Source organism: Microbulbifer variabilis (genome assembly GCF_020524905.1).
Taxonomy (GTDB): Bacteria; Pseudomonadota; Gammaproteobacteria; order Pseudomonadales; family Cellvibrionaceae; genus Microbulbifer; species Microbulbifer variabilis_A.
Map to the genome: position 1 here is coordinate 437,323 of NZ_JAIVKI010000002.1, position 19,595 is coordinate 456,917.

General features: G+C 56.2%; 21 protein-coding genes. 8 read left to right on the top strand and 13 right to left on the bottom strand.

Translation table 11 applies throughout. The features are described 5' to 3' along the window. Nucleotides 1–38: 38 nt before the first annotated feature. On the bottom strand, nt 39–968 hold the full coding sequence (locus LC073_RS04915) for a hypothetical protein (RefSeq protein WP_226644191.1): 930 nt from the start codon (nt 966–968) through the stop codon (nt 39–41). A gap of 453 nt (nt 969–1,421) precedes the next feature. Between LC073_RS04915 and LC073_RS04920 the strand changes: the two genes are divergently transcribed. Beyond that, nucleotides 1,422–2,210, top strand: coding sequence for an FKBP-type peptidyl-prolyl cis-trans isomerase (locus tag LC073_RS04920; RefSeq protein ID WP_226644194.1), 789 nt, complete (start codon nt 1,422–1,424; stop codon nt 2,208–2,210). A 240-nt stretch (nt 2,211–2,450) separates the two neighbouring features. Here LC073_RS04920 and rsd read toward each other — a convergent pair whose 3' ends face one another. From rsd to LC073_RS04975, 11 genes are all read right to left on the bottom strand, one after another. Next, entirely contained in the window at nt 2,451–2,909 is a 459-nt protein-coding gene (rsd, locus tag LC073_RS04925; RefSeq protein WP_226644196.1) for a sigma D regulator, read from the bottom strand. 168 nt (nt 2,910–3,077) lie between these two features. Further along, entirely contained in the window at nt 3,078–3,767 is a 690-nt protein-coding gene (locus LC073_RS04930) for an LrgB family protein (protein ID WP_226644199.1), read from the bottom strand. Beyond that, a complete protein-coding gene (locus tag LC073_RS04935; protein ID WP_226644206.1) occupies nt 3,757–4,152 on the bottom strand; it encodes a CidA/LrgA family protein in 396 nt (131 codons plus the stop codon). The genes LC073_RS04930 and LC073_RS04935 overlap by 11 nt, the downstream gene beginning before the upstream one ends. A 48-nt stretch (nt 4,153–4,200) precedes the next feature. Beyond that, entirely contained in the window at nt 4,201–4,692 is a 492-nt protein-coding gene (locus tag LC073_RS04940) for a disulfide bond formation protein B (RefSeq protein ID WP_226644210.1), read from the bottom strand. Further along, nucleotides 4,689–5,291: an ACP phosphodiesterase gene (locus LC073_RS04945; protein WP_226644213.1), complete on the bottom strand. Its 603-nt coding sequence runs from the start codon at nt 5,289–5,291 to the stop codon at nt 4,689–4,691. The genes LC073_RS04940 and LC073_RS04945 overlap by 4 nt, the downstream gene beginning before the upstream one ends. Before the next feature lie 60 nt (nt 5,292–5,351). Then, nucleotides 5,352–6,935, bottom strand: a complete 1,584-nt coding sequence (gene gshA, locus LC073_RS04950) for a glutamate--cysteine ligase (protein WP_226644216.1) — start codon at nt 6,933–6,935, stop codon at nt 5,352–5,354. An 81-nt stretch (nt 6,936–7,016) separates the two neighbouring features. Continuing rightward, nucleotides 7,017–7,448 carry a hypothetical protein gene (locus LC073_RS04955; protein WP_226644219.1) on the bottom strand — a complete coding sequence of 144 codons (432 nt, stop codon included), beginning with the start codon at nt 7,446–7,448 and terminating at the stop codon, nt 7,017–7,019. A gap of 141 nt (nt 7,449–7,589) precedes the next feature. Next, nucleotides 7,590–8,843, bottom strand: a complete 1,254-nt coding sequence (locus tag LC073_RS04960) for a malic enzyme-like NAD(P)-binding protein (RefSeq protein ID WP_226644222.1) — start codon at nt 8,841–8,843, stop codon at nt 7,590–7,592. A 353-nt stretch (nt 8,844–9,196) separates the two neighbouring features. Beyond that, nucleotides 9,197–9,409 (bottom strand): 50S ribosomal protein L31, encoded by a 213-nt coding sequence (gene rpmE, locus LC073_RS04965; RefSeq protein ID WP_083922744.1) that lies wholly within the window; start codon nt 9,407–9,409, stop codon nt 9,197–9,199. Nucleotides 9,410–9,566: 157 nt separating this feature from the next. Next, a complete protein-coding gene (locus tag LC073_RS04970) occupies nt 9,567–9,866 on the bottom strand; it encodes a winged helix-turn-helix domain-containing protein (protein WP_226644225.1) in 300 nt (99 codons plus the stop codon). Then, the gene (locus LC073_RS04975) at nt 9,863–10,429 is read right to left on the bottom strand and encodes a hypothetical protein (protein ID WP_226644227.1); all 567 of its coding nucleotides are present in this window, start codon (nt 10,427–10,429) and stop codon (nt 9,863–9,865) included. Before LC073_RS04975 ends, LC073_RS04970 begins: the two co-directional genes overlap by 4 nt. 155 nt (nt 10,430–10,584) lie before the next feature. On the opposite strand from LC073_RS04975, the gene LC073_RS04980 reads away from it, so the two are divergent. Next, the gene (locus tag LC073_RS04980; protein WP_226644230.1) at nt 10,585–12,810 is read left to right on the top strand and encodes a primosomal protein N'; all 2,226 of its coding nucleotides are present in this window, start codon (nt 10,585–10,587) and stop codon (nt 12,808–12,810) included. Nucleotides 12,811–12,892: 82 nt separating this feature from the next. Further along, the gene (locus tag LC073_RS04985) at nt 12,893–13,453 is read left to right on the top strand and encodes an SPOR domain-containing protein (RefSeq protein ID WP_226644233.1); all 561 of its coding nucleotides are present in this window, start codon (nt 12,893–12,895) and stop codon (nt 13,451–13,453) included. 1 nt (nt 13,454) lies between these two features. Here the strand turns inward: LC073_RS04985 and LC073_RS04990 are convergent, their stop codons facing one another. After that, entirely contained in the window at nt 13,455–13,703 is a 249-nt protein-coding gene (locus tag LC073_RS04990; protein ID WP_226644236.1) for a DUF2798 domain-containing protein, read from the bottom strand. A gap of 166 nt (nt 13,704–13,869) precedes the next feature. Between LC073_RS04990 and hslV the strand changes: the two genes are divergently transcribed. From hslV to LC073_RS05015, 5 genes are all read left to right on the top strand, one after another. After that, the gene (hslV, locus tag LC073_RS04995; RefSeq protein WP_226644239.1) at nt 13,870–14,409 is read left to right on the top strand and encodes an ATP-dependent protease subunit HslV; all 540 of its coding nucleotides are present in this window, start codon (nt 13,870–13,872) and stop codon (nt 14,407–14,409) included. A 76-nt stretch (nt 14,410–14,485) separates the two neighbouring features. Then, complete coding sequence (hslU, locus tag LC073_RS05000) at nt 14,486–15,802, top strand: ATP-dependent protease ATPase subunit HslU (RefSeq protein WP_226644242.1); 1,317 nt, start codon at nt 14,486–14,488, stop codon at nt 15,800–15,802. Continuing rightward, nucleotides 15,803–16,177: a gamma-butyrobetaine hydroxylase-like domain-containing protein gene (locus LC073_RS05005; RefSeq protein WP_226644244.1), complete on the top strand. Its 375-nt coding sequence runs from the start codon at nt 15,803–15,805 to the stop codon at nt 16,175–16,177. A gap of 243 nt (nt 16,178–16,420) precedes the next feature. Further along, nucleotides 16,421–17,956 carry an alkaline phosphatase gene (locus LC073_RS05010; protein WP_226644248.1) on the top strand — a complete coding sequence of 512 codons (1,536 nt, stop codon included), beginning with the start codon at nt 16,421–16,423 and terminating at the stop codon, nt 17,954–17,956. Between the two features lie 15 nt (nt 17,957–17,971). After that, nucleotides 17,972–19,591 carry an alkaline phosphatase gene (locus LC073_RS05015; RefSeq protein WP_226644249.1) on the top strand — a complete coding sequence of 540 codons (1,620 nt, stop codon included), beginning with the start codon at nt 17,972–17,974 and terminating at the stop codon, nt 19,589–19,591. The last annotated feature ends 4 nt before the right edge of the window (nt 19,592–19,595 follow it).

Consider the following 19,595-nt stretch of genomic DNA (forward strand, 5'->3'; position numbering starts at 1 on the left):
GACGGGCGCCAACTTAACAACGGTAATGTTGCGAGCCCTTATTCTCCACGGCGACCCTCAGTGGAGAACAGGCTGTTGGCCGGCGTCGAAGGTGTGATAGTGGGTGCCTGCGGAGTTTGCTCCAGCGATTTTTGGTGTTCTTCAGGCGCCAGGCTCTTTGTTTCCTCTGTGGGCTTTTCCTGTACCTCAGCCTCACTGGGGACGGCCTGTTTGAGCTTGTCTTCTTGTGGCTTTTCTTCTTTTGCTTTTACCTGTTCAGGTTTGGCAGTTTCAGAAGCCTTCACCGCTTTGACGGGCTTGGTTTGAACAGGCTTCTTGCTGGCGGGCTTTGCTACTTTTTGCTTGCCGTCAGTAGCAGCTTTTACCGGCTTGGTAGTGATTTTCTTCGCAGTCTTGGCTGCTGTTTTCTTTGGAGATTTAGCTGGGTTGGCCTTTTTCTCTTTGGCCTTCTTTTCGGTGGCTTTTGGAGTAGTAGTTTTTCTTGCAGATTTTGTCGCAGTCGCTTTTAGGGATTTACCGGTAGTGGTTTTCTTAGTGGCAGTGGCTTTTCTCGCTTTAGGCTGGGCCTTAAGCAGCTCTTTTTCCACCTTGACTGCGACTTTGCGCACGGCTTCCGCCGCCTTGAGCTCTGCTTTAGCCATGGTTTGCAGATACTTGGCGTCGGCAACAGCCTGTTTAGCTTGCTGTAGTGCTTCGTTGAATTTCTCTACATTGTTTTTGGCGGTTTCCACGCTTTTTAAGGCTGCGGTGGTTTTGGTAGTTTTAGCCTTAGCGCGAGCTTCACTCAGCTTGTCTTTTGCCTTACTCAGCTTGTCTTTTGCCGAGGTCAGGTCTTTTCCGGCCTTGAGTACTGCTTTACCGGCATCGGTGATTTTCTTATCGCGGGCTTTGTCCAATTTTGTAGAGAGTTTGGAAATTTGTGCTTCCAGCTCTGCAACCGAATTGACAGCTTTTTGTTTGGCAGCCATGAGTAAATGTCCTGACGTTTATTATCGATTGGCACTTCCGGGTAGTGCGTTCATCTTCCTTTAATACGATGGATACCGCTCTAGCAAGAGATATGCGCACTGCGCACTGCCCCAAACTGAAAAGCACTTCAAACAGTCCAGAACAATAACCGGTTACTGGCCGATAATAGCGTTGTTTTTATAAAAAATGTATGCCGTGTGCTGTGAAAAAAGCGTTGTCTGCAGTTTTTTTGTGGAGTGGCTGGAACCTGTGGGGGGAATGTGGTGTCCTGCACAGTGTGCGCGTCATCAGTATGCACTGGGAGTCGCCTTGGGTTAGACTTGAGCGCACTGGCGGAAACTGTGCGCCTGGTGGCTTAGGGCCGGAACAGAGTTACTAGAAAACCGCTGTTGGCGTTGGACCAAGGTCAAGCGCGAATCTATAAACGCAATACGGACAAAGAGACAACACCCATGAATAAATACCCTTTGGCTGCAGCAATTGCCCTTGGCCTGGCGCTGACCGGCTGTAACGAACAGGGACAGAAGCAGGAAAAAGAAGTTGCCCTGGACACTCAGGAGAAGAAGGTCAGCTACATCATTGCCGAAGATATGGCTAAGCGCCTCAAGGCTCAGGATGTGCAGCTGGATCCCAAGGTGGTTGCGATGGCATTGAATGATGTTGCCAGCGGCCGCGAGGATCGATTGTCCGATGAAGAAAAGCAGCAGACTATTGCCGCTTTCCAGGAGCAGATGCAGAAGAAACAGCAGGAGATGCTGGCCCAGCAGGAGAAAGAATTTAAAGAGAGCGCCGACAAAAATATGCAGGAAGGTAAGGCGTTCCTCGAAGAGAATGCCAAGAAAGATGGCGTGATCACCACCGATTCAGGCCTGCAATACAAGGTGATTAAGGAAGGTAGTGGCAGCAAGCCCAGTGCTACCAGCACCGTTGAAGTTGATTACAAAGGCACCCTGATTAACGGTGAGGAATTCGACAGCTCTTACGCGCGCGGTGAGCCGGTTCAGTTCCCGGTGAACGGTGTGATCAAGGGCTGGACAGAAGCTCTGCAGTTGATGAAAGAGGGCTCCAAGTGGGAACTCTATATTCCCTCTGAACTGGCTTATGGTCCTGGTGGCGCAGGTGGCAAAATTGGCCCCAATGCGACTCTGATTTTTGAAGTGGAACTGCACAAAGCTAACGTTGCTGGTGATGAGGGTTCCGAGAAAAAAGAAGAAAAGAAAGAAGAAGCTCAATCTGAATAATCTGACTTTTCGAACTTTACTGAAAAGGGGCGCCTATAGGCGCCCCTTTTCTTTTTACGTTTAAAGTAATTGCGCTTGATGATGCGGATTTGATTAGCAGTGCGGTACAAATACAGATTTGTTAATCGGAAACCGGTTTTTCAGTCGGCGGTAGATTACTTGCTGCAAAGATTTGAAGTAAAAAAAGCTCCTGAGCAAAATCAAAATTGTGTGCAACAGGAGAGGGGCCCGCTAAGTGATTCAGCTTTTGTGTGCTGTATGTAACAGGGCGATCATTTTATCTTCGGAGCTAAAACGGGTTTCCAGCGCTTCACCCAATTGGGAGAGATCTGGTGCCAGGCTGGAGAGGTCATCTGTTTCTAAATATTTATCGTTGAAGTCGACGGCGACATCCGTCGTTGTATCGATAGCATCGTAGAGTTCACAAGCTTTTTGCAGCCCCTGCTTATCCTCAAAGGCCTGCCCCTCGCGCATAAGCTGCTCATAGACTTCGAAGTGACCTGCCGACACATAGTCCACCAGTAATTGACACAGCTGGCGTACCCGGTCCTCCGTTTCAGGATCGTCTTCACTGAATTCCTTTTTTTCGGAGAGGTGATAAAAACTCACCAGTAGGTTTTGTCGTGACTGAAGCCAGCGATCAATAATCTCGCTAACACCACCCCAGCGCTCCCGCGCCGACTTACAATTTTCCAGCATCGCCAAGATGTCCTTTTGTTACTGTTGCCGCAGTGGCAGCTTTTTGCCGATCTCGAAGGCCCTTAGGAAGATAGGAGATTCCCCCGCCTGCGGCAAGAAGAGAGGCGCAAACTACGTCAGAATACTGTGATGGCTGTGTGAATTTCACAGCCTGCGCCAACAGGCGGCTCAGGTGCCGATAATCAGCGGCAATACCAGCGCGCTCAAGGCACCACAGAGCCCCATGGCAAGGGCGGCGCAAGCGCCACAAAGTGCGCTGATTTCCAGTGCGCGTGCAGTACCCACGGCATGGGCATTGATACCGAGCACAACCCCAAGAATACGCTCGTCGCGAATACCCAAACAGCGCACAAGCGGTGGCCCTGCCAGGGCCCCGACTACCCCGGTGAGCACCACGATAGCCGCTGTTAGGCTCAAGGTTGCATGTATCTTTTCGGCCAATGCCAGCGCGATGGGCGTGGTAATGGATTTTCCACTAAGGGCAAGTAATACAGATTTCCCCGCTCCAAGCAAAAGTGCGATCACTACAGCAATCGCTGGGGCTAACAGGGCTCCAACAGCGATAGTCACCAGCAGGGGCCAGCCGGCGCGGCGGATAACTGTCAGGTTTTGTTTTAACGGCACGGCAAGGGCGACCACGGCTGGTCCCAGTAGGGCGTAGAGCAGCCCGCTGGAGCTCTGGTAATCGCTGTAGGGAATTTCCAGGGTATGCAGGGTCGCAAATACTAACAAGCTTGCGGTGACTATCGGATGTAGCAGAACCGTTCCTGTGCGCCGATACAACAGTACACCGAGCCAGAAAGCGCAGATGCTGAGTGGCAGAGCAAATAAGGGGCTGTGTAGGAATTCACTGATCATGGCTGTGCGCCGTGTCGGTTTTCTTAAGTAGGTGGCGCAGCAGCAGAGTGCATAGCGTGAGGCTGATCAGGGTGCCAAAAAGAATTGCGGCGAGCAGGGCCAGCCAATCGGACAGGGTGAGATTGCGCAGGAAAAAGACCCCGGTGGCGGCGGGCAGAAATAGCAGTGGCAACAAAAAGAGTAGTTGTGCGCTGACCTTTGCCAGCCCGCGGGGTACACCACCATAGATCATCAGGCCGATCAATAGCAGTAACATACCTACCACGGCGCCGGGTACCGGCAGGGCGAGTGCGGTCCCGATCAGGCTGCCGAGCCGTTCGCTGCCAAATAAGATCGCAATACCGAGCACCCAATGGGCTATCTCGCGAGGGGATGGTGGTGTCATTGGCAAAGGGCGGCTCCACCGAGCCGCGACCTGGTTTCCGGTTTTTATTCAGGCTTTACGAAATGCCTGCCAGCCGCCGAACAGGATCAGTCCAGCAAAACCGATGGCGGACCAGCCTGGGATACTGAGGCCCATCATGGTCCATTGCACCTCGGCACAGTTGCCGTCGCCAGTGAGTAGTGCCTTGAGTACATCGGTCATTGGAAAGACGTCCAGCATATAGCTGACGTTGGGACCACAGGCAGGCACCTGGCCCTCTGGCAGGCTCTGCAGCCACAGCTGACGCCCGGCAAAATAAAGGCCGCCCAGAGCCCAGATGGAAACTAATAGCCCATACACGCGCCGGCCGATGGTTGCCGGGTTGTGCAGGAAGGCGATCAGTGAGACCACTCCGATACCCAGAAGCATTACCCGCTGGGTAATACACAGCTTGCAAGGTTCCAGACCTCGCGCATACTCCAGGTAAAAGGCCGAACCGAGTAAAAAGGCGACAAATAGAAATACCAGCAGAAAAGTAATACGTGGATTGGGTAAGGTCATGGTTTATCGGATCCTGAATAGTGCTGCCGAAACCGTTGGGCTTCGAGATTCAAGTCGGTTAGTAGTTTATTGAAGTTGTGTTCCAGTTTTGCCCGCCCATTACTGAGCTCGGGCAGTACATCCTGCAGCGCAACGGGGTGGCGCAGGCGCTGGCCAACCCGTTCCAGGGTGAGGCCAATAGTTCTCTCTTCGCGATAACTCTGCAGTAACTTAAATTGCTCGGCGCGCGCCATAAATGCCCTCGCTTGCGGCGGAATATACCGACTGTGGCTGCGAAAGTCTCTCCAGCATTGGTCGCAGAAATCTTCCAGGCTCTGTGGGTGCCACTCCTGCCAGCGCTGGGCCAGCAGGTGGTCGAACCAGATATCCAGAGCGATACCGCCATAGCGGCGCCAGCTGGGGTCCAGTTGCGCCAGGGCCTCGCGGTAGGCTGCATGGGTGTCGGTGCTGGCATCAATGCGCCGGTGCAACCGGATACCGGCCTCAATGGCCTCGGGTCGTTCCCCTTTTAAAGGGCCTTTCACGAAGTCGCCGAGAAGCCCACCCAGTCGCCAGCGGGCGTCGGGACCTGAAAGCAGCAGGTGGGCCAGATAGTTCATGCGCTCAATCCCCGTGGGTCGGAAATTTGGACCCTGCACCGGTGGTCTATTCTGCTGGGTCTAGCCCTGACAGCACATATACTGCGCGTAATAGTGACTGAGAAACTCCTCGAAAGAGCCTTTGTCTTCGGCCTCCACGCGCTTCTGTTTGAGTAAAGACTCCTCTGCCTCGCGCGAGAAATCCCGAACCGAATCACTGTCGAGAGGGCGTTCGAGAAAATAGCGGCGGTGCTGCTCGGCTTTCTGCATAGCCCAGTGATAGAAGTTCAGGTTTTGCTCCCGCATTTCCGCCAGAATCTGCTGGGCCGGGGTCGCGATCTCTCCTTTGACCTTGGCTCGCTGTACACCTACGGCACCGCGGTACTGATCACCGCCCCAGGCGCTGTCGAGCAGCTCGGCCATGGCGTCCACCTCTCCGAGCAGCTGGACCGCCCACTCGCTGAGTTCCCTTTCGCTCCCATTACAGAGCAGTTTGAGGTTGGGTTCGTGGCCGCGATAGACGATGCGCTGTTGGTTTTCCTGGGTTGAGCGGTAATCGACTTCATCGGTCTCAGGGCTCTCTGTCAGCAGACAGTGCAGCAGGAAACTGTCGATAAAGCGCATCTGTTGCGCATCAATGCCCAGCGGCATAAAGGGGTTTAGATCGAGGCAGCGCACCTCGATATATTCAACCCCGCGGTTGTTCAGCGCCGCCAGGGCGGTCTCGCCGCGCTTGGTGGGATTTTTCGGCCGGATCGGCGAATAGAATTCATTTTCGATTTGCAGGACTCCGGCGGAGAGCTGCTGATATTGCCCATCGCGGTCCTTTACCCCGAGTTCGCTATAGGGGCCGTAGGGCCGGCTGATAGCGGAGCAGAGTGTGGACAGATAGCTGCGCAAGTTGTTGTAGCAAACCACCAGGGACTTTTGCACTTCGCTGTTGTAACCCAGGTCGCCCATACGCAGGGAAGTGGCGTGGGGAGCGTGCAGCGTGTGGCCGTCGCCGTTAAAGGTTTCAAGCTTATGCTGGCGCCCCTCCACAAAAGAGGAGCACACTGCAGGTGCAGCTCCGAACAGGTAGATCAGCAGCCAATAGTTGCGGCGGAAATTGCGGATCAAGTCGAAGTAGCGGCGGGTTTTGAATTCGCACAGAGTTTCGTTGCTACCCTCAAACTCGTGCAGCCACAGCCAGAATTCATCCGGCAGGGAAAAGTTGTAGTGGATACCGGCAATGGTTTGCATGGCGCGGCCGTAGCGCAGACCGAGTCCCAACCGGTAAATGGTTTTCATGGTGCCGCTGTGGGAATTTCCATAGCGTGCCACCGGGATATCGCTGTCTGCTCCGATAACACAGGGCATGCTGTTAACCCACAGGCGTTCGTCCCCGATCTGGCTGTAGGTAAAGCGGTGAATGCGGTCGAGAATCCGCAGGGCCTCTTCAGGAGTGTTTACCGGTGGGGTAATAAATTCCAGCAGCGCCTCGGAAAAATCGGTGGTGATACTCTCGTGGGTCAGCGCTGAGCCCAGTGTCTGCGCGTGCGGTGTTTGCGCCAGGGTGCCGTCGTTAGCGACCCGCAGGCTCTCCTTTTCAATACCGCGGCGTATGCCTTTAAGCAGTTGCACGGGTTTGGCCTGGGACAGGGCGGCCAGGTGGGGAATGGGCACTCGAATCTCCTTGGTACTACCGGAACTCTTTCTTCTTGTCGCCGTTGGGGCAACTTGTGCCGGTGCTAAAAGAATCTCCGCTCAGGCGGCAGACTCCGATTCCGATTTGTGCTCGCCGGGTTGTGCGGGCGTTTCATCCGGGGCTTGCGATGGCGCGACCTCAGGTGCCTGTTCCGGAGCTACTTCCGGTTGTGGTTGCGGTTCCAGTTCTGGGGGCTCTTCAGGCGGCATTTCCTCTGGTGCGCCTGGTTCGATTTCCGGATCTCCGGGCGTCGCGGATTGCTCACCCAGGGCTTCCTCCGGTATCGATGGCTGGGCCTTGATATTCAGCGCACACTGCAGCAGTTCGATGCGCAGGCTGACATCACGCGTATTGGCCTCGAACATCTGGTTGATAGCGATATCTTTATGTTCGCTGCGAAACAGTTTGTTGGGCTCGCGGCCATCGAGCCATTCGCCGCTTTTGCTCAGGAACTGTTGGTGCTGGTTGGTCAGCACATACACGTGACTCATTGTGTTGGGCAACTTTGATGCTGTGACAGAAAGGCAGTTTAGCGACGGGTGCTTTGTGGCTCAAGAAGTCTGTGGGGGCGAAAGCGGCAAACGCCCGCCCCGAGGGGATAAGGCGGGCTGTTCGGGGCTTGTTAACGGGCCTCAGAGTGTTTGCAGCGGGTAGTTTTCGGGGTAAGGCAGGCGCGCACAGCCGCTGTCCACTGCGGCACGTGCCACTGCCGAGGCGACTTCCGGCAGCAGGCGCGGGTCTATGGGTTTGGGCAGGATATAACTTGGACCAAAACTCAGCTCCACTCCGCCGTAGCCCTCGCGCACCGAGTCCGGCACCGGCAGATGGGCGATCTTGCGGATGGCCTCAATCGCAGCCAGTTTCATCTCTTCGTTGATGCGCGCCGCCCGCACATCCAGTGCGCCGCGAAAAATAAAGGGGAAGCACAGTACATTGTTGACCTGGTTGGGGTAATCCGATCGCCCGGTAGCCATGATCAGGTCGTCGCGCACACTGTGGGCCAACTCCGGTTTAATCTCCGGGTTTGGATTCGAACAGGCGAACACCACCGGGTTTGGTGCCATGCGCTGCAGCTGCTCAGCGGAAAGCAGGTCTGGGCCGGATACGCCGAGGAAAACATCGGCGCCGGTGATGGCGTCATCGAGGGTGCGCATATCGGTATCCCGCGCCCACTCGCCCTTATAAGCATTGATATCGGTGCGGCCTGAGTGAATTACCCCGCGGCTGTCGACCATGGTGATCTGGTCTTTGCGCGCGCCGGCGGCCAGAAGTAATTTACAGCAGGCGGTGGCGGCAGCACCCGCTCCCAGGCACACCATGCGCACGTCACTGATTTTCTTACCCTGGATCTCCAGGGCATTGAGCATACCGGCGACCGTCACAATCGCGGTGCCGTGCTGGTCGTCGTGGAATACCGGTACCGGGCAGCGCTCGATCAATGCCTCTTCTATATGAAAGCATTCAGGCGCCTTGATATCTTCGAGATTGATGCCGCCGAAGGTATTGGCGATGGCGGCGACAGTCTGAATAAACTGCTCCGGGCTGTTGACGTCCACCTCGATATCCACCGAGTTGATATCAGCGAAGCGCTTGAACAGAAGCGACTTGCCCTCCATCACCGGCTTAGAGGCCAGCGGGCCCAGGTTACCGAGGCCGAGGATGGCGCTGCCGTTGGATATGACCGCCACCAGGTTGCCCTTGCCGGTATAGAGGTAAGCGGTCTCGGGGTCCTTGGCAATTTCGCGCACCGGTTCCGCTACGCCGGGACTGTAGGCCAGCGACAGGTCTTCCTGGGTCTCGGCAGGGGTGGTCAGCTCGACTGAAAGTTTGCCGGGGCTGGGGAGCGCGTGGTAATCGAGCGCTGCCTGGCGCAATGAATCCGTCATTTGGGGGCTGTTCTCTCGAAAACGGGGGGTAACACCTGCGGCGTCATCCCGGTTACTGCGGGCCTTAGAGAATAACCGAGGGGCGCTTGTGCTCACAAGCTCGCAGGGGCAATGGAATGGGTATTTATTACTATTTTGCCCTTAACAACTGGCCAATTTCAGGATGATCAGCCGTCAAGAATCTATTTTTAAGGATAATTTTACTGCTAATAACGAATATATTAAGCGATACAAATCGATTTTTCCCCGGCGCCCCAGAGTTGTGCAGATAGGCAAGTTTCGGGCACAAAAAAGGCGCCGAGGAAAATTCCAGGGCGCCCCTTCCGAGGCACCGCAGTGCCTCGCTATTCGGATTACTTGCCGATGCGGCTGCCGAAACGCTTCTTGAAGCGGTCCACGCGTCCACCGGTAGTTGCCTGCTTCTGCTTGCCGGTGTAGAAGGGGTGGCACTGGGAGCAGACATCGATCTGCAGGTCTTTGCCCAGAGTGGAGCGGGTCTTAACAACATTGCCGCAGGAACAAGTGGCAGTGATGTCGGTGTAGTTAGGATGGATATCTGCTTTCATGATGGCCTCTTTCCGAAACCGCCACCCGATCTGTTGCCGGGCACGGCATCGTCGTTGGAGCAGGAACCGGATTGGTTCCAGGCTGATTAAAAAGTCGGCGCATACTATCAGATTAGCGCCGGGGTTCAAGCCCAAATGCCGTGCCCCAATGGTCGCATTAGTCTACAGGGGCGATGAGCTGCCGCAGGGCTTGCAGGTGCTTATTTAGTGCCTCTCGCCCGGTCGCAGTGAGGCGATACCAGGTGATGGGTTTGCGCTCTACAAAGTCTTTGCGCAGGGCGATATAGCCCTGCTCTTCCAGACGACGCAGCTGGGCGCCGAGGTTGCCATCGGTCACCTGCAGCTGTTCCTTGAAGCGGGAGAAACTGATTTCCTCATACTTTGCCAGCATCACACTGATCGCGAGGCGCACCCGGTGTTCGAGTACCGGGTCCAGCTCCGTAAGGGCTTTCATCATGCCGCTCCACTAGTTTGCTTGGCCCGCTGTACCAAGCCGGTCCACAGGAGTCCAAAGCCGATCACCAGGCCAGTCAGTGCCCACGCATAGGGTGGTGTCAGTAAAACCATCAGCAAGTAACTGGCCAACATCAGCATGCCGCTATAGATGAGCGGGCGGACCAGGTGAATGCCGGCGAGGCTATAAGACACCCCTCCCAAAAGTAGGAATAACTCCGGGCCTGCAGCTCCGGGCTTGACGATCATGGTGGCCAAAACCAACAGGAAGCCTATTCCGGTCACCAGCCAGTGCCAGCCAAATTTGCGACCAAAGCTGCTGTTATTAATACCCTCGCGACGTGCCGTGCGCTCACCCAGCCACCAACTGAACAGGCCACCGGCGGTGCTCGCCACCAGGAAGTAATACACGGTGATTTGCGGGGCCAGGTCCGCCGAGGCAAATCCTATAAAAATCAAAAGCCCCCACAAGAAATAGAGTGACGGAATACCGCCCTCGGCTTCGTTGCCGCGCACGGCATCGCTGACAAAATCCAGGCTGTCTTTGAGTTTTTCCACATCGGTCATGGCTGTCTTCCTTGCTAAATTAGAGCACTCTAAATGTTAGAGTTGATTTGTAGAGTACTCTGAATTTCAGAGTATGCAAGTAAATTTTGCTGTCTCTGTACCTTACTGTGGCAGCCAGTACACTAGCGCCTTTTCAAGAGCGCATTGGGGGCGGGGTGCAACAGACGGTACCACAGACAGTACAGCAGGGGATCATCCTAAGGTTGGCGGTGCCCGTGCCACTGCGGCGTCTCTTCGACTACCTGCCCCCGGAGGGCTTTGATCCCGCCGAATTGAAACCCGGTCAGCGTTTGTGGGTACCTTTTGCTGGACGAAAATTAGTAGCCGTGTTGGTGGATATCGTGCGGGAGTCGCCGCAGGCACAGCTAAAGCCGGCGCAGGAATTGCTCGATAATGCCGCCTTGTTTGATAGTGGTGCGCGCAAATTCCTCAACTGGATCGCCGATTATTATCAGGCCCCGGTTGGAGAGGTTTACGCAGCCGCCCTACCCGCCGCACTGCGCAAGGGCAAGCCCGCCGATCACTGGGCCGAGCAGTGGTTGCAACTGACTACCGAGGGCAAGGGGTTACCGGAATCTGCACTGGCGCGAGCGCCCAAGCAGCAGGCTCTGTTGCAACAGTTGCTGCGCGCCGGCCCGCAGAGTCGAACTCATCTGAAAGCCCAAGGCCATACTCCAGCGGTGATTCGCGCTTTGCAGGAGCGCCATCTGGTGGAGTGGGTCTCGGGCCCTACGGTGCCGCCGCCCATGCCGGCAGCGGAGGCCACTCCGCCACCGCAGCTAAACAGTGAACAGCAGCAGGTGCTCGAAGCGGTGGATTGCAATCGCTTTTCTGCCACCCTGTTGGAAGGCACTACAGGCAGTGGCAAGACCGAGGTCTACCTGCGTTTAATGGAGCGAGTACTGGCCGAGGGGCGCCAGGCCTTGCTGTTGGTGCCGGAAATCGGTCTTACTCCGCAGACTCTGCGACGCATCGCCGCGCGCTTTCCCGAACACAGTATCGCCGCCCTGCACTCGGGACTGGCCGAGGGCGAGCGCGCCCAGTCGTGGCTCGCTGCAGCCGGGGGCCAGGCAGATATTGTCATAGGTACCCGTTCGGCGATTATGACGCCACTGCCGAGGCTCGGCGTGGTGTTGGTGGATGAAGAGCACGACGCTTCGTTTAAACAGCAGGATGGGGTGCGTTACTCCGCTCGCGACCTGGCGGTGGTACTGGCGCGCAACAGCAATGTGCCGGTGTTACTGGGTTCCGCTACTCCCTCCTTGGAAACCTTGTACAACGCCCTTAATGGCCGCTATCAACACTTGCGTATGCGCCAGCGCGCAGGCGAGGCGCGTCCACCGCAGATCCATGTGGTGCCGACCCTGCGCGAGCCCTTAGAAGAAGGCTTTTCGCCACTGGTTCTGCGGCATATCGGCGAGACCCTGGCCCGTGGGGAACAAGTGCTGGTGTTTATTAACCGGCGTGGGTTTGCGCCGGCGCTCAACTGCGATGATTGCGGTTGGATCGCAGACTGTCTGCACTGTTCCAGCAAGCTCACTATGCATAGGCGCCAACGCCAATTGCGCTGTCACCATTGCGACTATCGCCGTCCTATGGTGGATAGTTGCCCGCAGTGCCACAGCCGTTCCATCTCCGCCTTGGGAGGCGGCACGGAGCGGAGTGAAGAACTGTTGGTGCGGCGCTTTGCCGATTACCCGGTAATCCGCGTCGACCGCGATACCACCACCAGCAAGCAGGCGCTGGACCGCTTACTGGCGCCGGCCCGCGATGGCGAGCCCTGCCTGCTGCTGGGCACCCAGATGCTGGCCAAGGGGCACCATCTGCCAAGGGTGACCCTGGTTGTGATCCAGGATGCCGATGGCGGTCTGTTCAGTGCCGATTTTCGTGCCCCTGAGCGCACAGGCCAATTACTGGAGCAGGTGGCTGGTCGCGCCGGGCGTGGCAGTTTGAGTGGCCGCGTATTGGTACAGAGCCGCTTCCCGGAGCACCCGCTGCTGCAGATGTTGCTGGAAAAAGGCTATGGGACTTTTGCGCGCCAGTTGCTGCGCGATCGTGCGGTGGCGCAGCTGCCCCCCACCCATGCCATGGCATTGGTGCGAGCCGAGTGTGAAGAACCCACCTGGGCCGAGGAGTTTCTGCACAATGCCCGTTTGTTTATGCAATCCCTTGTGCCACCTTCGCCTCAATTGCAATACCTGGGGCCGGTACCGGCACTGCTGGAGCGTAAATCTGGGCGCTACCGTTTTTATGTACAGGTGACCGCGCAAAATCGCGCGCAGTTACAACCCCTGTTGGCCCGGGTATGCGCCTGGGCAGAGGGCAATAAGAATCGCCGTTTGCGCTGGGCGGTGGATATGGATGCGCAGGAATTGTCGTGAATTTTGCGGGAGAACAATGCGTGCGGGGAAATTGGCAGTACAATTCGCCCGCTGAACAGACTATCCAGGGAAGAATTCCGCAATGAGCCGTCGCAACACCAAACGTCGCAGCAAAAGCTCCTCAGGCAAGCCCGCATGGGTGTGGTTTGTACTGGGTAATGCCGTGGGTGGTTTTACGGTGTTCTTGCTGCTGCAGTTCGGTATGGCCGGCAATGGCAAAGGCGCTGTTGGCGACAGGACTCCATCAGCCAAGCCGGTGGCGCAGGCGCCGTCCGAACCGCGTTTTGATTTCTACACCATGCTCAAGGAAAACGAAGTCTCGGTACCGCCACCCAAGGTGGCCAGGCCGGCCATTCGCGGAGAGTCTTCTTCCAGTAAACAGAGTACTGCCGAGAAGGCTAAGGCGCAGGTATATATCCTGCAGGCCGCCTCCTTCCGCGAAGCGGCGGAAGCCGAGCGTCTGCGCGCCCAGCTCACCCTGGCCAATCTGGATGTCAAAGTGGAATCTGCCAGCGATAGTCGCGGCACTTGGCACCGCGTCCTGGTCGGCCCCTTCGACAACCGCTCGCGTATGGCCAAAGCCCGCCAGGTCTTGGCAGAGCATCGCTTAATGCCGCTGGTATTGAAGCGCCCCGCTAATTAAATCAGACGTCGGATCCCCCGTCCGGCGCCGCCAGCTTGCCCAGTAGCTTTTTGATTGCTGGTCTGATCAGCGGCGGCAATCCCAGTGAAATGATCCAGGCCAGTAACCAGGCGCGGCCCCATATTGGCAGAAATCCGCTACTGAAACCCTGATGGGAGTAGGTAATAGCCCCGGAAATCACCCCAGACATCAAGCAGGTCATAACGAGAGTGAAAAGTAGTTTGAAGTAGCGGGAGGGAAGGAGAGCCAAGAGGCGGATCCGCAATGGATGACGGGTTTTCATTATAGCAATTGGCCCTTCTCTTATTGAAAACGGCGCGTCCCGTCCTCACTTATCTAATCTGACTAAATTTCCCGGCGCGCAAGGCAACATGTCTCGCGCAGCTAGAGCACACGCGTAATCCGAGAGGTCTCCATTGGAACAGTATCGCGGTACCACCATTTTATCCTGTCGCCGCAACGGCAAAGTTGTGATTGGCGGCGACGGCCAGGTGTCCCTGGGCAACACCATTATGAAAGGCAATGCACGCAAGGTGCGCCGTCTGTACAGAGATAAGGTTATCGCCGGTTTTGCCGGTGGCACCGCCGACGCCTTCACTCTGTTTGAGCGTTTTGAAGCGAAACTGGAAGCCCATGGTGGTCAGTTGACCCGCGCCGCGGTAGAACTGGCCAAAGATTGGCGCACAGACCGTGCCCTGCGCCGTCTGGAAGCTCTGTTAGCAGTGGCGGATGCCAGTGCCAGCCTGATTGTGACCGGTAATGGCGATGTGATTCAGCCGGAGGATGATCTGATTGCTATCGGCTCCGGTGGGCCCTTCGCCCAATCTGCAGCGCGGGCGCTGCTCGACAATACCGATATGGACGCGCGCTCCATCGTCGAACAGGGCTTGAAAATTGCCGGCGATATCTGCGTCTACACCAACCACAACAACACCATCGAAGAATTGACCTACTGACCGGGTGCTCTCAGAAGTAGCGCCTGAGTCCGGCGGGCCACAACCTGGCCCGCACAACCGTTTTGCAGGAATTTGTATGTCCCAGATGACCCCCCGTGAAATCGTCCATGAACTCGATCGCCACATCGTTGGCCAACAGGACGCCAAACGCGCCGTAGCGATTGCGCTTCGCAACCGCTGGCGTCGTATGCAGGTGAGCGAGGATCTTCGCGCCGAAATTACCCCGAAAAATATCCTGATGATTGGCCCCACCGGTGTGGGTAAAACCGAAATTGCGCGTCGCCTGGCAAAGCTGGCGAATGCCCCCTTTATCAAGGTGGAGGCGACCAAATTCACCGAAGTGGGCTATGTTGGCCGCGATGTAGAGTCTATCGTGCGCGATCTTGTCGAGATGGCAGTGAAGCAGGAGCGCGAATTGGCCATGGGTGGTGTGCAGCAGCGCGCCATGGATGCGGCCGAGGAACGCATTCTCGACGCCCTATTACCTCCGGCGCGCTCAACCGAGCCGAACGACAAGGATTCCAGCACCCGACAGCTGTTCCGCAAGAAGCTGCGCGAGGGTGATCTGGACGATAAGGAAGTGGAAATCGATCTAGCCGCCGCGCCCATGGGCGTAGAGATTATGGCCCCTCCAGGTATGGAGGAAATGACCAACCAGCTACAGGGCATGTTCTCGAATATGTCCCAGGGCAAGACGCGCAAGCGCAAGCTGCCGGTCAAGCAGGCGATGAAACAGCTTACCGATGAGGAAGCCGCCAAGCTGGTTAACGACGAAGATATCAAAACCCGCGCGATTCGCGCTGCCGAACAAAATGGCATTGTCTTTATCGACGAGATCGACAAGGTGGCCAAGCGCCAGGAGAGCGGCGGTGCCGATGTATCCCGCGAAGGGGTACAGCGCGACCTGTTGCCGCTGATCGAGGGCAGCACCGTCAACACCAAATACGGCATGATCAAGACGGACCATATTCTGTTTATCGCTTCCGGTGCCTTTCACCTGTCCAAGCCCTCGGATCTGATTCCAGAGCTGCAGGGGCGTATGCCGATCCGCGTGGAACTGAGTTCGCTGACTTCCGCCGACTTTGAGCGTATCCTCACCGAACCCTCGGCATCTTTGACTGAACAGCAGAAAGCCTTGCTGGCGACAGAGGGCCTGGAATTGCAATTTACCGAGGACGGTATCCGTCGCATCGCCGAAGTGGCTTACGAGGTGAACGAGCGCACTGAGAACATCGGCGCACGCCGTTTGCACACGGTGCTTGAGCGCCTGCTGGAAGAAGTTTCCTTCGATGCTGGCGACGGTGACAAGTCACTCACTGTCGATGCGGCTTATGTGGACACTCACCTGGGTGAACTGAGCCAAAACGAGGACCTTTCGCGTTTTATCCTGTAAATGAAACCGCAAAAAATACGATTAAATCGCGCAGAGAAAATCCTGCAGTTGCTGTTTGCCGATGGTGAATTCAGCCTGCCGGCAGAGTATCTGCGTGTCTACTCCCCCAGCGCCGAGGTGCGCGGCCACGGCAATAGCCCCGCACTGCTGGTGGACGGAAAAATCAATGTGGGTATCGACAGAGTCGAAGCCGCGGGTCGCTATGGTCTGAAAATCGATTTTGATGACGGTCACGACACCGGCATTTACACCTGGGAATATCTGCGTGAACTGGCCGAAAAATACACCATCAATTGGGAGGCCTACCTGGAGCGCTTGCGCGCAGCGGGTAAAGGGCGCGACCCCGATGAAAGTGTGGTGAAATTTATCGGTTAGCTGCCAAGTGCGTCATTGAGGACGCACTTTCTATCCGCCCAAAACCATGAAAAAAGTGAGAAAAAACAATAAATTTCCGCTGTTTTTCTCGATACTGTAACAATTATGTGGCTGCTTTTTATTGTTGCTACATGCGTACAAAATTTTGTGATCAAGAAAACAAGATGTTAATCGGCGCGTAATTCTTTTGTCATATTTCCGGACTCTAATGCTCGCCAAATTCACGAGTTCCGGAGGCCCACCGTGGCAAAAAAACTTGCCCGCGCACTCAGCGCCTTTTGTTTGATACCCCTCGCTTCTGCAGTTTCTGCCGCGAGCCTGCCCGATTACCAAACCAATAGCGACTGGTTCACCGATGCATCCGATCGCCTGGAAGAGCGTACTTCTCTTTCCCGTGAAGCCAAAACGGCAAAAAACGTCATCCTGTTTGTGGGCGACGGTATGGGCATTTCCACTCTGACCGCTGCACGCATCTTCGAAGGACAGCGCCGTGGTAAAACCGGTGAAGAGAACAGCCTTTCTTTTGAGGAGTTTCCTTACAGCGCCCTGATCAAGACTTATAACACGAACCAACAGACTCCGGACTCCGCCGGCACCATGACCGCGATGATGACCGGAGTGAAAACCCGCGCCGGTATGATTAATGTGGATGGCAAGGGTCTGATGGCTGACTGTGCTGCGAGTAAGGAGCTGGGCTTGAACAGTTTCCTCGAGATGATGGAGAGCCGTGGCAAGGCTACCGGTATCGTCTCTACTGCGCGCCTCACCCACGCCACTCCGGCAGCAACCTACGCCCACAGCGCCAGCCGGAAGTGGGAGTTTTCGGCTGATGAGGGCTGTACCGATATCGCCACACAGATGGTGGAAATGAATATTGGCGATGGTATGGAAGTCATGCTCGGCGGCGGTCGTGACTATTTCACTGCGGTGGCCGAGGGCGGCCTGCGCGAGGATGAGCGCAACCTAACTGGAGAATGGCTGCTGCGTTACGATGGCAAACAGACTGCGGCCTACGTGGAAAATGGCTTTGAGCTGTCGGCGGTGGATACCGCTAAAACGGACAAACTGCTGGGACTCTTTACCGGCGACCATATGAGCTACGAAGCGGACCGTATCGCCAAGAACAGCGACGAACCCAGCATCGTCGAAATGACCACCACCGCCATCGACATGCTGAAGAAAGATGAAGATGGCTTCTTCCTGATGGTGGAAGCCGGCCGGGTCGATCATGCTCACCACGCCGGCAATGCTTACAACGCGCTGAATGAAGCTATAGAGTTGTCCGACGCCGTGAAAGCGGCGATGCAAAAAGTGAATCTGGAGGAAACCCTGATTCTGGTGACCGCAGACCACAGTCACGTAATGAACATGGCGGGTTACCCAACCAGAGGCAACCCAATCCTGGGCAAGGTGGTTGGCAATGATGGTAGTGGCGCAGCGAATGAGACCGTTTCTCTGGCTGATGACAATATGCCCTATACCACCCTGACCTACACCAACGGCCGTGGTTTTGCGGACCTGGGTACCGAAACCGATGCGGATGTGCGTGACAATCTGGACATTGCCGCTGGCCGTCACGACTTAACAAATGTGGATACCAAAGCGCCCGGCTACCACCAGGAATCCCTGGTAGCCCTGGGTGGCGAGAGCCACGGTGGTGAGGATATCAGCTTGCACGCGATTGGCGCCGGATCCGAAAAAGTACAAGGACACCTGGAACAGAACGCGGTTTTCCACATAATGACTGCCGCGACCGATCTGTCGCTATCAGAAGAATAATTGGGGGTATTGACCATGAAACAGTTTAAAAAGACCCTGCTGGCCTTTTCCGTTGCAGTGCTGGCCAGCGCCTGTAGCGACGACAAATCCAGCTCCGACAATGTTGCCGAAGTGCCGGATGCGACTGAAACGCAACAGCAGGATTACCTGGGACTCTCCAAAACCCAGAGCACAAGCAGCTGGTTCGCAGATGGCCAGAAAGCGGTAGCTGCGGCGAGTGCGGAGAAAATCAACAATACGCCGGGAGCTGCGAAAAACATTATCTTGTTTGTAGGTGATGGCATGGGTATCTCCACTGTCACCGCCGCGCGCATCTTTGCCGGCCAAAAGCTGGGCCTCGACGGCGAGGAATACCAGCTGAGCTTTGAAAAAATGCCCTTTGCCGGTCTGGTAAAAACCTATAACACCAATCAGCAGACCCCGGATTCCGCCGGTACTATGACTGCGCTGATGACCGGTGTGAAAACCAAGGCCGGTGTTTTGAGCGTGGCCGAAGATGTGGCCCGTGGCGATTGCGCCGCCAGCTTACAGCGCCCGCTGACTACCTCCCTGGAACTGGCTGAGGGACTGGGCAAGAGCACCGGTATTATCAGCACCGCACGCATTACCCACGCCACCCCGGCGGCTACCTACGCCAAGGTGCCGGAGCGCGATTGGGAATACAGCGCCCCGGATGGCTGTCGCGATATCGCCACTCAGCTGGTTGAACTGCAAGCCGGCGACGGCATAGATGTAGTGATGGGCGGTGGCCGCCGCAACTTCCTGCCAGCGGACTTCACCGATGGAGAAGGAAAAGGCGGTAAACGCTCGGATGGACGCAATCTGGTAGAGGAGTGGAAGGAGCGCTATAACGATGGCGTTACCACCTCCGTCTATATGGAAGATAAAGCAGCTTTCAACCAGTTGGATGTGGCCAACACCGACAAGCTACTGGCGTTGTTTAACTCATCTCACATGCGTTATGAGGCGGACCGTGGTAATGATGTTGGCGGCGAGCCCTCTCTGAGCGAGATGACCGCCAAGGGCCTGAAGATGCTGCAGCAAAATGATAAGGGCTACTTCCTAATGGTGGAATCTGGCCGTATCGACCACGGTCACCACGCCAACAATGCCTACAATGCCCTCAGCGATGCGGAAGAGTTTGCCAAGGCAGTGCAGGTAGCCCTGGATAACACCAGTGCCGAAGATACCTTGATCGTAGTTACTGCCGACCACAGCCATGTGTTAACCATTGCCGGCGGCACTACCCGCGGAAACCCGATTTTGGGCAAAGTTGTGACCAATGATAATTCCGGTGTTGCCAATGACTCGCCCAAGTTGGATAAGGAGGGCTTGCCCTACACCACGTTGAGCTATGCCAATGGTCGCGGTTTTGCCAATTACGGCGATCACACCGATGCTGATGAGCATTACGACGGTGAAGTGGTACAGGGCCGCCAGGATCTTACCGATATTAATACCACTGCTCCCGGCTTCCATCAGGAAGTGTTGGTTCCTTTGGCAGGCGGTGAGACTCACGGCGGTGAGGATGTGGGTGTCTGGGCCCGCGGTCCCGGTGCACACCTGGTGAGTGGCACCAATGAGCAGAACTACCTGTTTCATGTGATGGCACGCGCCGGCGGCCTGCTGGAGTAAAGCG